The organism is Schaalia odontolytica, assembly GCF_002847525.1.
GTDB lineage: Bacteria > Actinomycetota > Actinomycetes > Actinomycetales > Actinomycetaceae > Pauljensenia > Pauljensenia odontolytica_B.
Genome location: NZ_PKKM01000010.1, coordinates 19,683 through 37,875, shown reverse-complemented (window position 1 = coordinate 37,875; position 18,193 = coordinate 19,683). Strand labels below are relative to the sequence as shown.

At 64.4% G+C, this 18,193-nt stretch carries 19 protein-coding genes; 11 read left to right on the top strand and 8 right to left on the bottom strand.

The annotated features are described in order from the left end of the window. The first annotated feature begins 61 nt into the window (after positions 1 to 61). Positions 62 to 1,126, top strand: a complete 1,065-nt coding sequence (locus tag CYJ22_RS07670) for a ribonuclease H family protein (protein ID WP_101602196.1) — start codon at positions 62 to 64, stop codon at positions 1,124 to 1,126. Between the two features lie 623 nt (positions 1,127 to 1,749). Here the strand turns inward: CYJ22_RS07670 and CYJ22_RS07660 are convergent. The 4 genes from CYJ22_RS07660 to CYJ22_RS07645 form a co-directional block, all read right to left on the bottom strand. Continuing rightward, entirely contained in the window at positions 1,750 to 2,517 is a 768-nt protein-coding gene (locus tag CYJ22_RS07660) for an amino acid ABC transporter ATP-binding protein (RefSeq protein WP_101602194.1), read from the bottom strand. After that, on the bottom strand, positions 2,505 to 3,182 hold the full coding sequence (locus tag CYJ22_RS07655) for an amino acid ABC transporter permease (protein ID WP_101602193.1): 678 nt from the start codon (positions 3,180 to 3,182) through the stop codon (positions 2,505 to 2,507). The genes CYJ22_RS07660 and CYJ22_RS07655 overlap by 13 nt, the downstream gene beginning before the upstream one ends. Next, a complete protein-coding gene (locus CYJ22_RS07650; RefSeq protein ID WP_007590059.1) occupies positions 3,163 to 3,822 on the bottom strand; it encodes an amino acid ABC transporter permease in 660 nt (219 codons plus the stop codon). Before CYJ22_RS07650 ends, CYJ22_RS07655 begins: the two co-directional genes overlap by 20 nt. 90 nt (positions 3,823 to 3,912) lie before the next feature. After that, entirely contained in the window at positions 3,913 to 4,815 is a 903-nt protein-coding gene (locus CYJ22_RS07645) for a cysteine ABC transporter substrate-binding protein (protein WP_101602192.1), read from the bottom strand. A 242-nt stretch (positions 4,816 to 5,057) separates the two neighbouring features. Between CYJ22_RS07645 and CYJ22_RS07640 the strand changes: the two genes are divergently transcribed. The 4 genes from CYJ22_RS07640 (at position 5,058) to CYJ22_RS07625 (ending at position 9,088) form a co-directional block, all read left to right on the top strand. After that, positions 5,058 to 5,816, top strand: coding sequence for an AzlC family ABC transporter permease (locus tag CYJ22_RS07640; protein ID WP_101602191.1), 759 nt, complete (start codon positions 5,058 to 5,060; stop codon positions 5,814 to 5,816). Next, positions 5,813 to 6,142, top strand: coding sequence for a branched-chain amino acid transporter permease (locus CYJ22_RS07635; protein ID WP_007590057.1), 330 nt, complete (start codon positions 5,813 to 5,815; stop codon positions 6,140 to 6,142). The genes CYJ22_RS07640 and CYJ22_RS07635 overlap by 4 nt, the downstream gene beginning before the upstream one ends. Positions 6,143 to 7,228: 1,086 nt before the next feature. Continuing rightward, positions 7,229 to 8,539, top strand: a complete 1,311-nt coding sequence (locus tag CYJ22_RS07630; protein WP_101602190.1) for an alpha/beta fold hydrolase — start codon at positions 7,229 to 7,231, stop codon at positions 8,537 to 8,539. Positions 8,540 to 8,569: 30 nt separating this feature from the next. Continuing rightward, positions 8,570 to 9,088, top strand: coding sequence for a peptidase S9 (locus CYJ22_RS07625; RefSeq protein WP_101602189.1), 519 nt, complete (start codon positions 8,570 to 8,572; stop codon positions 9,086 to 9,088). A gap of 21 nt (positions 9,089 to 9,109) precedes the next feature. On the opposite strand, the gene CYJ22_RS07620 is transcribed toward CYJ22_RS07625, so the two are convergent. From CYJ22_RS07620 to CYJ22_RS07605, 4 genes are all read right to left on the bottom strand, one after another. Then, positions 9,110 to 10,189 carry a tetratricopeptide repeat protein gene (locus tag CYJ22_RS07620; protein WP_101602188.1) on the bottom strand — a complete coding sequence of 360 codons (1,080 nt, stop codon included), beginning with the start codon at positions 10,187 to 10,189 and terminating at the stop codon, positions 9,110 to 9,112. A 64-nt stretch (positions 10,190 to 10,253) separates the two neighbouring features. After that, entirely contained in the window at positions 10,254 to 11,852 is a 1,599-nt protein-coding gene (locus CYJ22_RS07615) for an ATP-binding protein (RefSeq protein WP_101602187.1), read from the bottom strand. A gap of 57 nt (positions 11,853 to 11,909) precedes the next feature. Beyond that, entirely contained in the window at positions 11,910 to 12,485 is a 576-nt protein-coding gene (locus tag CYJ22_RS07610; RefSeq protein ID WP_007587945.1) for a hypothetical protein, read from the bottom strand. A 136-nt stretch (positions 12,486 to 12,621) separates the two neighbouring features. Continuing rightward, positions 12,622 to 13,581 (bottom strand): tetratricopeptide repeat protein, encoded by a 960-nt coding sequence (locus CYJ22_RS07605; protein ID WP_101602186.1) that lies wholly within the window; start codon positions 13,579 to 13,581, stop codon positions 12,622 to 12,624. 223 nt (positions 13,582 to 13,804) lie between these two features. Here CYJ22_RS07605 and CYJ22_RS07600 point away from each other — a divergent pair, with 223 nt between their 5' ends. The 6 genes from CYJ22_RS07600 (at position 13,805) to nrdF (ending at position 18,103) form a co-directional block, all read left to right on the top strand. Continuing rightward, complete coding sequence (locus CYJ22_RS07600) at positions 13,805 to 15,004, top strand: hypothetical protein (RefSeq protein ID WP_101602185.1); 1,200 nt, start codon at positions 13,805 to 13,807, stop codon at positions 15,002 to 15,004. Further along, positions 15,001 to 15,441, top strand: a complete 441-nt coding sequence (locus tag CYJ22_RS07595) for a hypothetical protein (RefSeq protein ID WP_101602184.1) — start codon at positions 15,001 to 15,003, stop codon at positions 15,439 to 15,441. Before CYJ22_RS07600 ends, CYJ22_RS07595 begins: the two co-directional genes overlap by 4 nt. Beyond that, positions 15,438 to 15,971 (top strand): hypothetical protein, encoded by a 534-nt coding sequence (locus CYJ22_RS07590; protein ID WP_101602183.1) that lies wholly within the window; start codon positions 15,438 to 15,440, stop codon positions 15,969 to 15,971. The genes CYJ22_RS07595 and CYJ22_RS07590 overlap by 4 nt, the downstream gene beginning before the upstream one ends. Next, on the top strand, positions 15,964 to 16,653 hold the full coding sequence (locus tag CYJ22_RS07585; RefSeq protein WP_101602182.1) for a hypothetical protein: 690 nt from the start codon (positions 15,964 to 15,966) through the stop codon (positions 16,651 to 16,653). Before CYJ22_RS07590 ends, CYJ22_RS07585 begins: the two co-directional genes overlap by 8 nt. After that, positions 16,650 to 17,018, top strand: coding sequence for a hypothetical protein (locus CYJ22_RS07580; protein ID WP_101602181.1), 369 nt, complete (start codon positions 16,650 to 16,652; stop codon positions 17,016 to 17,018). The genes CYJ22_RS07585 and CYJ22_RS07580 overlap by 4 nt, the downstream gene beginning before the upstream one ends. A 122-nt stretch (positions 17,019 to 17,140) precedes the next feature. Further along, positions 17,141 to 18,103 carry a class 1b ribonucleoside-diphosphate reductase subunit beta gene (nrdF, locus tag CYJ22_RS07575; protein ID WP_007587957.1) on the top strand — a complete coding sequence of 321 codons (963 nt, stop codon included), beginning with the start codon at positions 17,141 to 17,143 and terminating at the stop codon, positions 18,101 to 18,103. The last annotated feature ends 90 nt before the right edge of the window (positions 18,104 to 18,193 follow it).

The following is an 18,193-nucleotide window of genomic DNA, read 5'->3' as shown; positions in this document are numbered from 1 at the left end:
ACACCGCGCCCCGGCCTCGTCCCCATCCGATCAAGCCTCGCGATGCCGATAGGATGAGGTCATGACGATTACGGCGGCGGCAGACGGTTCTTCCCTCGGCAATCCCGGGCCCGCGGGGTGGGCCTGGTACGTGGACGAGGACACGTGGGACGCGGGCGGCTGGCCGCAGGGCACCAACAACCTCGGTGAGCTGACCGCGATCCTACGTCTGCTCGAGGCAACGGCCGAGACCGGCGAAGAGCTGCACATCCTCGCCGACTCACAGTACGCGATCAACGTCGTATCGAAGTGGCGGCTCGGCTGGAAGAAGCGCGGCTGGACGAAGGCCGACAAGAAGCCCATCAAGAACCTGGAGCTCATCCAGGAGATCGACCGCGCCATGGAGGGACGCCGCGTCACCTTCGAGTGGGTCAAGGGCCACGCCGGGCACCGCATGAACGAGCGGGCCGACGACCTCGCGCGCTCCTGCGCCGAGACCTACCAGGCTGGGCGCACGCCCGAGCCGGGCCCGGGGTTCGGCGGCGGCGCGTCGCGCGGCACTGCGTCGGCGGATCAGGCCTCCGGTGGTACTGCTGCGCCCGCATCGGTTGAGCCGGACGATGCCGTGGAGCCCAGCGCGAGCGCACATGTTGGGCAGGAACACACCAAAGCCGACACGACCACTGCTACGCCTGCCTCACGCGACACCGCCACAGACGAGGCCACCACGTCGACTTTCCGCTCTCATCCCAGCGTTTTCTCCACGCCCGCAGAGGCGAGCGAACCCGCACAGGCGGCCCCGGCCTCGTCCGCGAGCGCTCCGACCACCGAGGATGCGATCGCCCGCGAGCGCGAATTCATCCTGGCGTGGACCGGCGGTGACGAGGAGGCACTAGCGGCCATGACCGACGAGCGGACGACGCGCATCTGGCCGGGCGGCGGTGCGACCACGACGCTGGCGGGACCCTCGCCTGCTTCCCCGTCCATCGGCCGCATCGACGCGCACGACCTGGGCGGGGCGTTCCTGACCCGCTACCGGGTGCGCTGGGAGGGCGGCGCTTCGCTGGAATCCAGCGTGTGGGCGCCGGCAACTTCTGGCGAGGCGCGCCTGATCATGGTGCACCACCAGTCGACGCTGATCTCCTGAAGCGTGCTATCGCGGGCACGCATTCGCGGGCGTGCACAGCGTGCAGGCACAGGGCGCGTCGGATAATCCCGCGGGGCACCGGGCCGCTACGCGAATAGGCACCTTGACGGCCAGATGTATGTGCCCCAACCCCGCAGAGAGCTCCAGCGTGCCTAGCACGCCCCACGCGGATAGGTTGCTCGCATGCGGATAGGTTATGCGCATGTGGATAGGTTATTAAGGTATCCGCATCGTCGTAACCTATCCGTATCTTCGTAACCTATCCGCATAGCTGTTTCCTATCCACGAGCCCCAACACTCACCTGCGTGACACTGCACCAGTTAGGGAGCATTACACCAGTTAGGGAGCATTACACCACCTCCGAGCTGGTGTAATACCCCGCTAAGTGGTGTCACACCACTTAGGAACAAGCTAAAACGCGGAACATGCCCGGCCGGACATACTGCTCGCCCAGGCTGCGGCGCCCGTGGGCGGCGGCAAGGCCTGGCCGGGCTTCGAGATCGACCACTCCGAGCCTTTAGGCTCGCGTGTGGCGATCTCGCGGGCGGGCCGCCGCCCACGGGCGCACCAAGCAGCCCGGCCCAGCAAGGCCAGCCCCTCCACGAGGAGCCCCGCCACGCCCTTACAGCTTGGCGCCTTCGAAGCTGAAGATGTCGAGGAACTTGCGCGCGCGATCAGAGGCCGGGTCGGCGAAGAACTTGCGGGGCGGGTCGACCTCGACGATGCGGCCCTCGTCCATGAAGACGATGCGGTCCGCGATCGCGCGGGCGAAGCCCATCTCGTGGGTGACGATGAGCATCGTCATGCCGGTGCGAGCCAGTTCGAGGACGACGTCCAGGACCTCGCGCACCATCTCCGGGTCGAGGGAGGCCGTGACCTCGTCGAGGAGGAGGATCTCGGGGTCCATCATGAGGGCGCGCACGATGGCGACGCGCTGGCGCTGGCCGCCGGAGAGCTGGCGCGGGTAGTCGTCGGCGCGGTCCGCCAGGCCGACGCGCTCGAGTAGTTTCAGCGCCCGCGCGCTCGCGTCGGCACGCGATTCTCCCGCGACGAGGCCGGGGGCGAGCGTCAGGTTCCCCATGACGGTCAGGTGGGGGAAGAGCTCGTAGGACTGGAATACCATGCCGATGCGGCGCCGGACCTCAGGCCAGGAGACGCCGGGGGCCGCCAGGTCGTTCCCGTCGAAGAGGATCTGCCCGGAATTGATGGGCTCGAGGCCGTTGATGGTGCGCAGGAGCGTGGACTTGCCGCAGCCGGAGGGACCGATGATGACGACGACTTCGCCGTCGGCGACGTCGAGGGAGACGCCGCGCAGGGCGTGGTGGCCGCCGGGGTAGGTCTTGTCGAGATCGACGAGGCGCAGCTGCGGGTCGGAGGTCAGTTCTGCCATGTTTTCTCCATGTGGCGTGAGAGGAGCGAGATGGGCCAGCAGATGAGGAAGTACAGCACAAAGATCAGGCCGTAGATCCACAGCGAGGCGGTCGGGTAGTTGAAGCGGTTGGCGTCGATGATCTGCTGTCCGACTTTGAGGACTTCGACGACGCCGATGAGAACGACGAGGGAGGTCGTCTTGATCATGCGGGTGATGAGGTTGACGGCCGGGGGCGCGAGCCTGCGCAGGGTTTGCGGCAGGATGACGCGGCGCATGGTCTGCCTCGGGGAAAGTCCCAGAGCGTAGGCGGACTCGTACTGGTGGCGCGGGATCGCGATGAGCGCGCCTCGCACGAGGTCGCCCATTTCGGCGCCGCCCCACAGGGTGAAGACGAGGACGGACGCGGTGATGCCGTCCAGGTTGATCCCCGCGACGCGCGTGAGCCCGAAGTAGGCCACGAACAGGAGGACGAGCTGGGGCATGATGCGCACGAACTCGAGGTAGATCTGCATGAGCCAGCGCAGGGGGCGCCAGCGAGAGCGCATTCCGAGGCCGACGAACACACCGAGCACCAGCGACAGTACAACGGACAGCGCGGAGATTCCGACGGTGACGCCCAGGCCCTCGAGGATGCGCACGAGGTTGCGGCCTTCGAAAATGACGTTAATTCCCAAATCCGCCACGGCGCACCTTCTTTTCGATGAGTCGGGCCGCGATGGACACGGGCAGGAGGATCACCAGGTAGGCGATGACCAGGAGGACCAGCGCTTCGGAGGTGTTGTAGGACATGCCGATGAGGTCTTTCGCGACGTACACGAGGTCGGGCAGCGCGACGACGGAGACGACGGATGTTTCCTTGATGAGGAAGATGACGTTGGCGGCGAGCGGCGGCACGGAGGTCGCGATGACCTGCGGGAGGGCGACGTGGCGCAGCGTCTGGGTGCGGGTGAGGCCGAGCGCCGCAGACGACTCCCACTGGATCGTGGCGATCGAGTCGAGGCCGGAGCGCAGGGCCTCGGCCATGTAGGCGCCACCCAGGAAGATGAGGCCGACGATCGCGCAAGTCTCGCCGCTCCATTTGATGCCCACGCGCGGCAGGCCGAAGTAGATGAAGAAGAGCTGCACGAGCAGCGGCGTGTTGCGCGACAGTTCGACGTAGGCGGCGGCGATCTGCGTGGCGACGGGGATCCGGTACTGCCGGATCGCAGCCACGAGCAGGCCGACCGCGAGGGAGCCGATGATGCCGATAGCCGCGATCCTCAGGGTGAGGATGGCGGCGTCGACGTACAGGGGCGCGTATCGCGCCAGAATGTCGAGATTCATAGGAAAAATCTGGGACGAGGCCGTGGCCGCTCGGGGCGTTCACCCGCGGTGGGCGCTGTCCCCGGTGGGGGCCACGGCCTCGTACCTGCGTCAGTTGGTGGAGGTGGTGTCCACGCCGCCTTCGACGACCAGGTCGTCGGGGGTCGCGGCGTCACCGTAGACGGGGGCGAGGGTCTGCTCGTAGTCCTTGTGGAAGAAGTTTTCCTTGCCGAGCTCAACGAGTTCGTTGTTCAGCCAGTCGAGGAGGGCGGTGTTGCCCTTCTTGACGGCGGCCGCGATGTAGCTGGTCTCGCCCAGGCTCTTGATGCCGACGCTGAAGCCGGGGTGCTGGATCGCCCAGGCGATGACCTCGGTGTTGTCGGTGGAGAAGGCGTCGCCGCGGCCGTCCTCGAGGGCCTGATAGGCGTCGGAGTACTGGTCGAACTTGAGGAGCTTGACCTCGGGGTGGTTGGCCTCGAAGTAGGCTTCGGCGGTCGTGCCCTTGGTGACGATGAGGGTCTTGCCGGCCAGCTGGCTCACGTCGGTGATTTCGGCCGAGGTGGGAGAGACGACACCGAGGGAGACCTTGAAGTAGGGGTTCGCGAAGTCGACCTTTTCGGCACGCTCGGGCGTGACGGTGAAGTTCGCGAGGGTGATGTCGACCTTGTTGGAGGCGAGGACCTCGGTGCGGGCGGCGGCGTCGACGGGGACGTACTTGGCGGTGACGCCCAGGTCGGCGGCGATGCGGTCACCGTAGACGACGTCGTATCCGGCGGGCTTACCATCGGCGTCGATGTAGCCGAAGGGGGCCTTGTCGGAGAAGATGCCGATGACGATCTCGCCGGCTTCCTTGATCTGCTCGGGGCTGCGGTCGCCGACCTGCGCGCTCGACGAGGAGGACGAGGAGGTGGACGCGCCACCGGAGCATGCGGCCATGCCGAGGGCTGCGACCATGGCGACGGCGGCCGTAGCGAGTCGAAGGAATGGCTTCTTGCGTGCGTGAGTGGCGCTCATGAGGGCTCCTGATCTGCGTTTTCAGTGGAAGCGCCGAGGGGATGTTCCTCGGCGACAGGAACGATATTTCCACCGGACGGTTTATTGCGCGAGAGCTATTTCCCGTTTTGAAACTATGTGACAGGTCCGTGACGAAGCTCCTTCCCACTTCGTGGAACGCCATCGCCGCGAGAGCGTGCAAGTCGTCACGCACGGCCCCGCCAACGCGCACTCTCACCGCCTCACGCGCCACAATTGCACCCATGCCCAAGCTACCGCGCACCGTGAACCTCCCCGTGCCGGCTAGCCCTACCCGCCGCGAGATCCTCGAAGGCCTGCGCATTACGGCGCCCGTGGCCGCGGGTTACATCCCGCTGGGCCTGGCATACGGCGTTCTCGTTATCCAGCTGGGGCTGCCGTGGTGGTTGGCTCCGTCGCTGTCCCTGGCCGCCTACTCGGGGTCGGCCGAGCTGCTCGTCGTGACCCTGGCCGCGCAAAACACACCGCTGGCAGTCATCGCGGTGACGATGCTGCTGGTGAACTTCCGCCTCCTGTTTTTCGCTTTCTCATTCCCGCTGCACGTCATCGAGGGCCGCTTCGCGCGCCTCTTCTCGATGTACGCCCTCGTGGACGAGGCCTACGCGCTGACCGCCGCCCGCCCGAACGGGTGGACGAAACCTCGTCTGCTGGCGATGCAGGCTCTCTTTAACCTGACGTGGCTAATCTCGAGCCTTGTGGGCGTGTCCGCGGGTTCGTTGATTCCCACGCAGATCGAGGGCCTCGACTTCGCGCTCACGGCTTTGTTCCTCACGCTGACCCTGGACGCGGCGCGCACGAGGCGCGAGCTGCCCTCGATCCTCCTGGCTGGCGTGTCCTTCGCGGTGGCCATGGTGGTGGCGCCGGGCCAGCGCCTCCTGGTGGCGCTCCTGCTGTTCGTCGCGTGCCTGGTGGTTCGCCACATCCTCCATCGCCGAGGCATCCTGCACTCCGTGGATGAGCTGGCCGAAGGAGGTGCACAGTGACTCCGACGCTGGGCTACCTGCTGGCGCTCCTGGCGATCACCTTCGTCATCGACTTTACGTTGCGCGCTCTGCCATTCAAGATCCTTGAGCCGCTGCGCGATTCGCGTTTCGTCTCCGACATGGCAGTGTGGATGCCGCCGGGCATCATGCTGATCCTCGTGCTCTCGACACTGGCTCAGGGAGCGCAGGAGGCGGGTGGCCGCTGGTGGGCGGCGCTGGCGGCGACGGGTGTGACGGTCGCGGTGCACCTGCTGAGCGGCCGCAAGCTCCTGTGGAGCGTCGGCATCGGAACGGTCTGCTACGTCGCGTTGCTGAACTGGCTCTGACGAAATAGCGCTGACGAACTGGCTGTCACCCGCTGGCTCTGAGCCGCGGGCGCGCGGGTTACCGCCCCCAAAGTCGCACGTAATTTAACATGGTCATTTTTCGAGATGCTCCACAAACGCTGCAATTCCAACGACATGCTTTCAAAGCCTGAAATACTCGCGGGGGAATTACGTGCGACATTGCTGGGGAACCGCGCATTGCAATCCGGCCCTTTGATCCGCATGTTAACCCGCTAATGCGAGCCTGGGCAGCCCCGCCCACACTCCACATAGCAGGTTTACGTGTGAAAGAGCGGGTTTACGTGCGCGCAACACACTATGCCAGACACAGTTGTGCCCAAAACGCAGACCACCTCGCCCACAACACCCCATTTTCAGCGTTTTTCACCGAGGTGGTCTGTGTTTTGGGCGCCGCACCACCCCAAGCTGCCACCTCACAGCCTCAAAACGGGGGGAATGACGCCATCCAAGCACCCAACACGCCAGCGACACGCCGCCAGCGAGCTCCTAATGATGCAAAACCCCCATTGCCACACAGCAAGCAAGCCGCCGGGCTGGCAAACACCACCAAACTGGATAGGAAACAACAATCTGGATAGGTTATTGCGTTCTGGATAGGTTAATAAGCTATCCAGAAGCGCCGTTCCTATCCAGAACAGAGCTTCCTATCCAGAACGCACACCACCGACTGATAGGAGGGCGCCGGAGGAACCAGAGGGCCTGGCCGGGCTTCGAGGCGACGCACAGGCACACGTCAGCAGACCGGCCCCACAGGTGTGGAGGGCACGGGCGGGTGGGCCAGTCTGCGGTGCCCGCAGGCGGCGGCGGGGCCTGGCCGGGCTTCGAGCCGACGCGTAGAGCCACACATCAGCGACGAGGCACCACTGGTGTGGAGGGCGCCGGAGGGACCGGAGGGCACGGGCGGGCTTCGAGGCGCGGCGCCGAACGAAGTGAGGCCCTAGCCTCGCGGGCGGCCGGGCCCTCCGGCGCCCGGAACACCCGTGGGGCCACAAGCGCTGCCCAGAAAACAGACGGGACAACAAACGGGCACAACGACACCGCCACAAAACCGCTACCATTGTGTCCATGCACACAGAGTCGTACCTGCACCACGGTCACACCGTTTACGAGCACCGCCTGGACGTTCCGCTTGATCACCTGCGCCCCGCCGGCGAGGACAATCCGACGATCCAGGTTTTCGCGCGCGAGGTCGTGCGCAAGGGCCACGAGGACGCGCCCTACGCAGTGTTCTTGCAGGGCGGCCCAGGCTACCCGAGCCCGCGTTTCGGCACGTTTACCGGCGGGTGGATGAATCGTCTCCTGCAGGATTACCGCGTGGTGCTCCTCGATCAGCGAGGCACGGGCCAGTCGACCCGCATGGACGCCCAGGCGCTCTCCCACTTGGACACGGACGAGGAGAAGGCCGCGTATCTGCGCCACTTCCGCCAGGACCAGATCGTGTACGACGCGGAGGCGCTGCGCCGCGAGCTGTGCGGGGATGACCCGTGGACGACGCTCGGCCAGTCGTTCGGCGGCTTCATCACGACCTCGTACCTGTCGCTGGCTCCCCAGGGCCTGAAGGCCAGCCTGATCACGGGAGGCCTGCCCGGCCTCGTCCATGTGGACGATATCTACCGCCTGACGTATGAGCGCACGGCGGCGCGCAACCGCACGTACTTCCAGCGCCACCCGGGCGATGAGCGCACGGTGCGCGAGCTGTGCGCGCACCTGGCGGACACGGAGGAGACGCTGCCGACGGGCGAGCGCCTCTCCCCCGCGCGCCTGCGCATGATCGGTATGATGCTGGGCGGCCAGGGCAACACGGATCAGCTGCACTACCTGCTCGAGGGCCCATGGACGTCGGTTCGAGGCGAGCGCCGTCTCTCGTCGCAGTTCCTGGCGGCGATCGGCGCGCAGGTGGACGTTGCGCCGATTTACGGCTTGTTCCAGGAGTACATTTACGCATGCGCGACGCCGGATCTGGTGGGCACGGCGACGGGCTGGGCTGCAGATCGCCTGGCCGAGGAGATCCCGGGCTTCGCGAAGGACGCGAACCCACTGGATGAGAGTGAGCCGTTCTACCTGACGGGCGAGCACTTCATGCGCCGCGTGTTCGACGAGGATCCGGGCTTGGCGCCGCTGAAGGGCGTCGCGGAGATCCTCGCGTCGACGACGGAGGCGGCCCCCGTGTACCTGCCGGATGTGCTGGCCGAGAACACGGTGCCGGTGGCGGCGGCCGTGTACTACGACGACATGTTCGTGCCTCGCGAGTTCTCCCTGGATACGGGTGACCTGATCGGCGCCCGCCACTTCATCACGAATGAGTACCAGCACGACGGATCCGCCTATTCGGGCGGAAAGGTCGTCTCTCACCTGCTTGACCTGCTCGCGGACTGATCCGCGCGCTCCCGATTGAAAGGACTGGCCATGGCCGCCTCATCTAGCTGTTCTTGTCCGTGCGCTGGCTCGGTGGACCCGACTCGGGTCGCGGGGTTCGCGGCGGGCGTGGGTGCGACCGTCGCGTGGTACGCCCTGCCCGATTACGTGCGCTCGCGCCCGTTGCGCGGCCTCGTGAAGGCGGGTCTGCTGGGGGTGCTCGGCTGGTCGATGGTGGCGCAGCTGCCGGAGCCCTCGGAGCTCCCGCCCTACGATGACGAGGACGTGGATTGCTCGAAGTCGTCCCCCGTCGCGGGCGAGGATCCGCTTGAGGGTGTCACCGAGGCGGACCCGGCGGAGCTGGCGGTTCTCGCGGGCGCGGCGCTGGGTTCGGCGATGATCACGGTCGGCGTGGAGCGCTGGCTGTTCCGCCGCGGTGAGCGCCGCCGCGCGCAGGGCGCTCATTTCGCTCATACGAGGCAGGGGCTGGCCCTGGGCGCTCTGGAAGCGGGCCTGACCGTGCTGACGTTCGGTGCGGGTGCCGTGCGTGAGAGGCTCTCGAAAGGCTGAGGCGCCGCTCGCCGCCCGCTCTCAGCGTTCGCGCACGAAGATCATGTGGCGGGCGACGAGGGCACCGACCCACCCGCAGAGCATGACGAGGATGGGCACGCCCAGGCCTGTCCACCACGAGGAGGCGGGGACGAAGTACCTCACCACACCAAATACCGCGGGGGTGAGCGAGAGAAGCACGATCGAGGTCGTCGCGATCGTCGCACCGATGGGGCGACGCTTGAACGCCAGGTTCACGACGTCGCGGCGCGTCTTCCCCTGACCGGCGGCGACCTTCGAGAGGTGTTTGCGCACCGCGGCGTCCATGGCGCGCAGGGGGAACAACGCGGTCCACACTAGCCCAACAATGAGGGCGACCTGACGGCTACCGAAGGCATAGACGAGGCCGGCGATCGACCAGCCGATCAGATAGGCGATCGTGAGACCCAAGCACAGGGTGAAGAGCGGTTTGAACACCAGCCAGTGGAGCTGGTTCTCGTAGCCCTTGACGGCGGGGTTCTGCTCGAGGAGGTCGCGGAAGAGGCGACTGCTAGCGTCGGCATGGTCGTCCGCTTCGAGGAGTGCGATGGATTCACGAGCGGCGGCGTTTTCTGGTTCGAGGGCGAGGACGCGCTTGAATACGTCGAGCGCCGCTTTCTCGTCGTTCCTGGCGAGTATCCTGCCGAGGGTGTTGAGTACAAAGGAGTCTTCGGGATCGAGGCGCTCGCCTTCACGAGCCGAGTTCAGCGCCTCATCCCACCGGCGGTTAAGGGCAAGAGCGCGAGCCTTCACGGCATGGGCAACACCGAAGTCTGGAATCATCTCCACGAGGCGCGTTGCGTGTTCGAGTGCGCGAAGAGAATCCGGCTCGAGGGAGGACAACCAGTACAGCGACAGCACGTCATTGGGGGAGGCTTCGATGGCGCGCCTGGCACACGCGTACGCTTTATCCTTCTGATCGAGGAGCAGGTGGGCCTGGGCGAGGGTGCAATTCACTCGCGCCGCGACTTCCAGATCCCCCTGGGGGATCGTCACGAGCTGTTCGATGGCCTGTTGGGGACGCTTGATATCGATCAAGAACTGGGCGTGCTCGATCCGCTTCCAGACGTCATCGTTCGACATCGGTCCTCCTCACTGCTGGTGGCAACGGCGAAGGGTGGGCGGCGATTGCGCGTCGCCCACCTCCTCACATCAGGTTGTTTGCCTTCATGTACTCGGCGAGGTCGTCGTACTGGCCTTCGCGGTTGCCGTATTCGACGATGTTGCGGGCGGTGATGAACCATGGGCCCGCGCTGGGCCGAATCTGCTCTAGCGCCCTGCGGAAGTCCTGCATGGTCACCATGCGCACGTTGCCGGAGCGCAAGGAGTCCATCATCGCGAATTCGACGGCGCTGTCGACCAGGTGGGCCAGGTCGGCACCGGTGAATCCATTGGTGCACTGGACGAGGTATCCCATGTCGATGCCTTCGACGGGGCGGGACTTGAGGTGGTGGTAGAGGACAGCCTGTCGGGCGGGGCCGTCGGGAGGCAGGACGGCGACGGATCGATCGAAGCGTCCGGGCCTGCGCAGCGCCGGATCCACATCCCACGGGGTGTTGGTCGCGGCGAGGACGAACACGCCTTCGTTGTCGGATCCAATGCCGTCCAGTTCCATGAGGAGCTGGTTGGTGACCGGTCGCATGCCGGAATAGTTCGCGTTCGATCGCCGCATGCCGAGTGCATCGATTTCGTCGAGGAAGAGGACGACGGGTGCGTTGGCGCGCGCGGTCTCAAAAAGTTCGTGGAGGTTAGCTTCCGATTCACCGAAGTAGCGCGCCATGACGTCACTGATCCTGACATTCATGAACGCGGCGCCGAGCTCGCCGGCGAGAGCGCGGGCGATGTAGGTCTTGCCACATCCGGGAGGACCGTAGAGCAGCAGGCCACCGCTGAGGCTCTTACCGTAGAGCTTGCGGATTTCCGGGTTGCGCAGGGGGGCCAGGAAGGCCATGGTGAGGCGGTCCTTGACGGACTGCATACCACCGACGTCGGCCAGCGTCGACGTCACGTTTTCGAGGTCCCACGCGTCACCCTGGGGTTTCTCGTCAACTTCGATTTCACCTTCGGTCGCGCCCTGCTTCACGAATGCTGGCGCCGGCCCGCCGACCTGCTTCTCGGCGTTTTTCCAGTCGAAGTTTTCCGGATCGGCGTCATCGGGGGAAGCGGGGTCATCCTGCCCATCTCCGGCCTCGCCTGTCGACGCGCTGGCCTCGTCGTTCCCTTCCTCGGCCGTCTGTGGGAAGGCCGCGGGATGAATAGTCACGATCGCGGGAATGTCTGCGTCGTCCGAGGCGGGGGCTGCGGGTGCAGACAGAGCGGGCTCCTCGGGCGCGGGGACGGGGTCGGCCTCGTACGAGGCGGGAGCTGCAGTCTCAGGTTCAGCGACAGTCAGCCCGTTGACGGCCGGGGCCGAGGCCTCGGGCGCCTCGGGGGGCACCGGGACCTCACCGGCGAAGGCCGCCTCAGGCAACACCCGATCCTCGTCTGTTGCGGGCGCGGCGGGCTCAGCCTCGTCACCCGCGGGCGCAGACGAAGCGGGAGCCTCGGGCACGCCGAGGGCGCTGCGCATCAGGGCGGCGACGCGCTCATTGTGGGGGTCGACGGCGAGGACGACGGCCAGATGGGAGACGGCTTCTGCGCCCCTCCCTTCGGCGATCAGGAGTTCAGCGAGATGCTCGCGTAGGGAGTGGTCCTCGGGTCGCTGTTCGATGATCGACACGAGGGAGTCGATAAGAGGATTCGTCATGTCCGCAAGCCTACCGGCTGGCAGGCTTATGGGTCCACACACTCGGGCGCGAAACGATCAGAGGGTTCGCGCGGTGATCCTGCGCAGCGCTTGGCATGAACGCCAGGAGTTGACGAGGCCCATCGCGAGGGGCAGGGAGACGAGGGCAGCCAGGAGGGCAGATTCGGTGGCGACTGCGATGCCTCCGACGGCGAGGAAACCAACGAACCAGGCGAGCTGCATACGCGCGCAGGCTGTCATGATCGCTCCGTCGCGCCGGGCGGCACGCAGGGCGGCGTGCGAGCTGGAGAAGATGACGAGGTCTTCGTTGCCGTCCCATTCCCGGTGCCACCGGCGCGCCACGACGATGAGGGCGGCGAGGAGCACGAGGAGGACCAGGCCTCCCCCCAGGATGATCGCGAGAGCCAGGGTGGCAAGCTTTTCGATGACGGGTTCAGACACGGATGAGAGCTCGACGATTGCAACGATCGTACTCACGGACACGATAAGGAGGACGGTGATGATATCAATGGCGATATTGATGCGCCCCTGTGTCTTTTGCCCTGAGCGCACGCGGTTATAGCGGCGCAGCTGATCGTTCCCCAGGCGGTAGGGCCTGGAGACTGCGGCGAATTCTAAGGGCTGATAGGTCACTCCCTCACAATAGCGCTGTCCGTTGATTATCCGCGCCTTACAAAGCAACTGTCAGGCGCGCAATGCGCCACTTTTTCAATGGTCAAGATATAAGTATTGAGCACACAGTGAGAACGACTTTAAGCAACAGCGTAGATCAGCGCGTGAGCGCCATAAGCGTGAACAGAATGAGTCCTGCCAACACGATCATGCGAACGAAGTCCATGACCGAACTCCCCAGTTCCGGGAATCGCTTGCGCAGGCATCGAAACGTCAGGCGAACGCCGCGTGGCATGGACCGGTTGAACAGCGCGATCTGGAGGAACGCGTAAGCGTACCCGCTCAACGCGCAGGCCGCATACGCGAGGAAGAAGAACAGTGCCAACTCGTCCGTCATGAAGCGCAGGGTGAGCAGATACCCCAGTCCTGCGCCAAAACCGCCAACCATCGCAAAGATCCACGCTTTGTCGAGCCCGAAGGTCACGCGCTTGAGCATCCTGCGGTAGGCCTCGGCGACGGCCGGTTCCATCTCGATGGAGTACGAGGAACGCCCAGCGCCCTTGAGCGGATAGGCGAAGGAGTCGTAGGCGAACTTCGCCTCGGCCAGGTCCGGGGCGTTTACCTTGGCGCGACCGAAAGCCCACTGCGCGCCGTTGGGTTTGACCGGCGCCCACAGTCGTCCGTATGCCATGAGGAGCTCAACGTCGTCGGGGAAGCCATCGGTGGCGATCTCGGAGACGGGCAGTGCCTCCTCGTATCGCCCGAGGTCGACGAGGCAGATGGTCAGTTCGCGCGCAATCTCGGGGGATTGGGGGTGCAGGCGCATGCCGGACGAGGCCACCTCCGCCGCTTCGGAGACGAGGCCTTGGCGGCGCTGGGCGCGCGCGATGAGAGCGAAGGGGTCGGCCATGTCGTCCCCGTATGAGTGAGCGCGCGTCGCGTATTCCTCGCACAGGGGGTATTGGCCGAGGCGGTCGGCGCAGGCGGCGGCCTGGATATCGCGGCGGTAGCAGGCGTCCTCGCCGACAACCTCCATGGACTCCAGCATGGCCAACGCCGCCTTGTAGTCGCGCTTGGCGAGCACGGCGTCAACGTCGGCGAAGGTGGGCGTCGTCATGGCGCATACGATACCGCCCCGCACACGCCCGAGGTGACCTCGTCCACGAAACGCAGGCGATCCCGCGGCTGCTCTCAAAAAACCAGCTCAGACCTGGTGCAACACCAAGACACCGCATGGTCAGCGCCTCATCCCTCTGCAGATTGTCAAACAACCGGAGTAATCTAGCCACTAAGTGACGCGCAACACGAACGCCGCTCGATTGTTCCAACGGAGTGAAGCAATGCCCCCCCTTGCAGACACTTCTACGATTCCGGTATCGGCGGGAACCGTAGAGTTCGCCGAGTCCTTTACGTGGGACTTCCCGGTTGACGTGGACGCAGTTCAGTCACTGAAGGACTGGTGCGACACACCAATGACGGCGCTCGACGACGCCGTCGTGGATGCGACGACAGCTCGCGGACAGGTCGAGCACCAGAGAGCCAGGCTGGTGGAGACCGTCGTCGAGCACCTGACCAATATGATTTCCGCGAGCGAGCACGCTGTGTCATGTTTCCGCTCGTTACATTCCGCCCTGGAGGATTACGCGGGTGCCATGCAGCCCATCAGGACAGAGTTTCAGGCCATCATCACCGATGCCACAGCAGCCGGGCTGACGGTTTCTCAGGCGGGCACACAGGTCACCATCAGTCACCCGGCAGACGTTCCGGGCGGAGTTGGCGTCATCTTTGCATCGCTGAGGGAGCGCTGCAGCATCAATCAGAAGAAGTTCGCCTACGCCGAATCGCTATTCGGCGACGACCTCGCAGGCATTGACCCCACCGTCTGCGAGTCAACAATCCTCGCAGTGTTCAACAGATTCGTCGGCACGTACGGATTCCCCACCGGACTGAACGCAGCGAGCCGCTATCCCAGCTGGGCTGACAGCGTGCGCAATACCGTCGGAGACACGACCGAGGCAATCTACCTGCAGGCCAAGGGTGCCAAGTACCAGGCACCGGCCGGAATCAAAGATGCGTCCCTGTGGAAGCAAGTCACCGAGCACGGAAACCTCAAGAACTGGAAGGTTCCCTCCGTCAATGCCGTCGAAGGCGGCGGTCGTGTGGTCAAAGCAGCCGACGCATTGCGCATCGGCGGCAAAGTCGCAGGCCGCGCCTGCGCGGTTCTCGACGGCGTTGTCAGCGCATACGACAGCTACCAGTCGGACTCCTACCACCACCCCGAGATGGGAGAAGGCGAAAAGGTAGCACGGGCCGGCGTGACGGGAGCGCTGGCTGCTGGAGGCGCATACGCCGGAGCCAGTGCCGGAGCACAGCTCGGCGCAGCCATCGGGGCATTTGGCGGCCCAGTAGGAATTCTCGCAGGTGGAATTATCGGAGGAGTCGTCGGAGGACTCATCGGCAGCAAAATTGGCCAAGGAATAGCAACAAAAATTAATAACTCTGCTTATTCCGCTATACACGGAGGTGGACAACCCTCATGATCTGGGGAATCATCGGCATCCCTTTTAGTCTCTCAATTCTTGCTATGTGGTACTGCGAGACTTATACAGATTCACAATTTGGCCAAAATGCGCGTTTTATTGGCTCAGCAACACGCATGAGCAATAAGTCTCAATCAATCGGCACCCTTGCCACTGGAAGCACATTTCTGGTCGGCAGCATTATGATGATCGACGATAAAGGAAGGTTTCCGCAGTTCATCCAACTGACACTCATTGCAATAGCCTTAATCATTATCATCACCGGAATTGTTTACTACTTTTCCCCCTTACCAGTTCCCCGCTGGGCCGACGCTCGGTACCAGTACATGAAGCGCCACGGCATGCTGGACAAGAACGGCGATCCTTTGCCGCAGTTCGAGGTGCCGGAAGATGCCGAGGATCCCACTACCAACGATCAGACCGAGGACACGCTATGAGTCTGTCGTCCTATTGGCTCATGCCTCCGCGATGGTCTTCCTGCCCACAGGAGGACATTGCCTCGATCCTCGACCAGGCATTCGGGAGCGCCGACGACACACAGAATCGCACGCCAGGCAGCGATCAGCATCCGGCCGAAGGAGGCGTCATCGCCCTAGCGGTCGGCCCCACCGACGCCAACTACGACTTCACCCCCACCATCCTGCTCCTTGCATCCCCCATCCCAGCGGATACCACACCCGAACAAGCCCTCACAGAATCAGCAGTTGCACTCTCCGATCAAGTCCCGGGTTTTCGGATGCTGGATGACTGTCCCTGGCCGACAACGCCAGAATCCGCACAACTGCGCACGGGGATCTACATTCAGGGCAGGGTGCCGATCACTGCCTGCCAGTGGGCATGGATTCATTCCGACGGCACGAATGACTTCCTCCTCACGGCGACAGCGACTATGACAACCCCCGCTTTCAGCAACTTGAACGAAGACGTTCTCGCGATCATCATGAGCCTGGAGGTGCGCAATGGCTGACCGTCCCCACATCGTCATTCCGGGCGACGTCACCTCGAGCTTCGCCACCTCCCAAGAACTCACCGGAGACGCGCTGCAACTCGCCACTCTCATGCGCACGGCTCGCTCACGGCTCATCATCGCAACCACGTCTCCGGACACCTCCCAGTGCCATCAGGCTTTCATCTGGATGCAGCCGGGGCCCTGCGTTGTCACCCGGACGGCCACCGCCCCCACCGGCGACATTGAGACCCACATTTATCAGATCGATAACGAGGAAATCCCCCACGTCGCGGCTGCGATATCTCCGCTCGCACCTAACCCAGCCATCTTCGATGGACCTCCCGTGCTACCGACGGCCATCGTGTACGCCGCACAGCAGGGCATGACCGAAGAGACGGCCCAGCTCCTCGAGAACTATTCCTCCTACGGCCCCTCAGATTCCGCCTTCGCGCAGGCTCTCGTGGCCCAACGCTGGGCATACACCACCTGGATCCGCGAGGACTGCACGGACGAGGATTCCTTCGTTCCGACAACCATCCTGTCGACCCTCATCACGCCAGCCGCCTCCTACCGGATCGAGGCCCCATTGCTAGCCCCCAGCACCGGACCACACATCCCCATCCACCCCATCTACAACACGCAATTGTGGGCTCTCCTCACACAGTTCTTCGCCCTGTCACCCGAGAGGAATCAGCCATGACATACGTCAACATCGAATGGAACTACAACGAAGTTCAGTCCATCATCTCTGCCCTCGACCGTGCCTCCACCTCCCTGAAGAAAGTGCCGACACCGAGCACTACGAACACAGGCAGCACCCACCATGCGACCCTGATGAAACACCTCACGGCTCTTGACACAACCATCAGCCAGATGGCGTGGATCGCAAACGGCGTCGCCCTGGGCCTGGGCGCAGCGACAGAAGACTTTAAGTGCACAGACAACGCGGTAGCGGACGTCATGCGGGAGATCCAGCGCTACAACGACGCGTACACCCATAGGTATCCGGTCCGTCCCCCAATTGGGCACACACAGGCCGACACCTCGGCAACCCCACCGAGGTGACCTCGTCCACGAGACACCGGCGAGCCCGCGACCACGACACACCCGCCCCGCGGGTATCCTGGTGGGAGCACGTGAGGCCGCCCCGGCCTCGTCCGTCCGACACTGTACGTAGAGGAGCCCCCATGGCGACCGAGCCCGTGTTCGAGGCCATCAACTGGAACAAGATCCAAGACGACAAGGACCTTGAGGTCTGGGATCGCCTGACGGGCAACTTCTGGCTGCCTGAGAAGATTCCGCTCTCCAACGACCTGCCGAGCTGGAAGACCCTCACCAAGGACGAGCAGCTCATGACGAACCGCGTGTTCACGGGCCTAACCCTGCTGGACACGCTCCAGGGCACGGTCGGCGCAGTGTCGCTGATCCCGGACGCGCGCACCCCGCACGAGGAGGCCGTCTACACGAACATCGCGTTCATGGAGTCGGTGCACGCCAAGTCCTACTCGTCGATCTTCTCCACCCTGCTGTCCACGGAGGAAATCAACGAGTCCTTCCGCTGGTCGAACGAGAACGCGGCCCTGCAGAAGAAGGCCGAGATCGTCAAGTCCTACTACGACGGCAACGACCCGGAGAAGCGCAAGGTCGCCTCGACGATGCTCGAGTCCTTCCTGTTCTACTCGGGCTTCTACGCGCCCATGTACTGGAGCTCGCACGCCAAGCTCACGAACACGGCTGACCTGATCCGCCTCATCATCCGCGACGAGGCCGTCCACGGCTACTACATCGGCTACAAGTACCAGCTGGCCGTGAATGAGTCGAGCCAGGAGCGCCAGGATGACCTGCGCGACTACACCTACTCACTGCTGTACGAGCTCTACGAGAATGAGGAGCAGTACACGGAGGACCTGTACGATCCGCTCGGCCTGACCGAGGACGTCAAGAAGTTCCTGCGTTACAACGCGAACAAGGCGCTCATGAACCTGGGTTACGAGGCCCTGTTCCCGGCCGACGCGACCGACGTGAACCCCGCGATCCTGGCGGCCCTGAGCCCCAACGCGGACGAGAACCACGACTTCTTCTCGGGTTCCGGCTCGTCCTACGTGATGGGCGAGGTCGTGGACACCGAGGACGAGGACTGGGACTTCTGAGTTTCACGAGGCCGGGGCCGGGGCGCACGAGCGACGCGGCCTGACCGCCTCCCTCACCTCAAGACGCGCATGGGTGTGCCCGCCAGATGG

What these genes read in the sequence shown, in the direction of transcription:
- CYJ22_RS07585 (WP_101602182.1), top strand. Translation starts at nt 15,964, where the DNA reads ATGGCTGACCGTCCCCACATCGTCATTCCGGGCGACGTCACCTCGAGC.
- CYJ22_RS07590 (WP_101602183.1), top strand. Translation starts at nt 15,438, where the DNA reads ATGAGTCTGTCGTCCTATTGGCTCATGCCTCCGCGATGGTCTTCCTGC.
- nrdF (WP_007587957.1), top strand. Translation starts at nt 17,141, where the DNA reads ATGGCGACCGAGCCCGTGTTCGAGGCCATCAACTGGAACAAGATCCAA.
- CYJ22_RS07670 (WP_101602196.1), top strand. Translation starts at nt 62, where the DNA reads ATGACGATTACGGCGGCGGCAGACGGTTCTTCCCTCGGCAATCCCGGG.
- CYJ22_RS07640 (WP_101602191.1), top strand. Translation starts at nt 5,058, where the DNA reads ATGCCCAAGCTACCGCGCACCGTGAACCTCCCCGTGCCGGCTAGCCCT.
- CYJ22_RS07625 (WP_101602189.1), top strand. Translation starts at nt 8,570, where the DNA reads ATGGCCGCCTCATCTAGCTGTTCTTGTCCGTGCGCTGGCTCGGTGGAC.
- CYJ22_RS07630 (WP_101602190.1), top strand. Translation starts at nt 7,229, where the DNA reads ATGCACACAGAGTCGTACCTGCACCACGGTCACACCGTTTACGAGCAC.
- CYJ22_RS07615 (WP_101602187.1), bottom strand. Translation starts at nt 11,852, where the DNA reads ATGACGAATCCTCTTATCGACTCCCTCGTGTCGATCATCGAACAGCGA.
- CYJ22_RS07650 (WP_007590059.1), bottom strand. Translation starts at nt 3,822, where the DNA reads ATGAATCTCGACATTCTGGCGCGATACGCGCCCCTGTACGTCGACGCC.
- CYJ22_RS07645 (WP_101602192.1), bottom strand. Translation starts at nt 4,815, where the DNA reads ATGAGCGCCACTCACGCACGCAAGAAGCCATTCCTTCGACTCGCTACG.
- CYJ22_RS07620 (WP_101602188.1), bottom strand. Translation starts at nt 10,189, where the DNA reads ATGTCGAACGATGACGTCTGGAAGCGGATCGAGCACGCCCAGTTCTTG.
- CYJ22_RS07660 (WP_101602194.1), bottom strand. Translation starts at nt 2,517, where the DNA reads ATGGCAGAACTGACCTCCGACCCGCAGCTGCGCCTCGTCGATCTCGAC.
- CYJ22_RS07605 (WP_101602186.1), bottom strand. Translation starts at nt 13,581, where the DNA reads ATGACGACGCCCACCTTCGCCGACGTTGACGCCGTGCTCGCCAAGCGC.
- CYJ22_RS07580 (WP_101602181.1), top strand. Translation starts at nt 16,650, where the DNA reads ATGACATACGTCAACATCGAATGGAACTACAACGAAGTTCAGTCCATC.
- CYJ22_RS07600 (WP_101602185.1), top strand. Translation starts at nt 13,805, where the DNA reads ATGCCCCCCCTTGCAGACACTTCTACGATTCCGGTATCGGCGGGAACC.
- CYJ22_RS07595 (WP_101602184.1), top strand. Translation starts at nt 15,001, where the DNA reads ATGATCTGGGGAATCATCGGCATCCCTTTTAGTCTCTCAATTCTTGCT.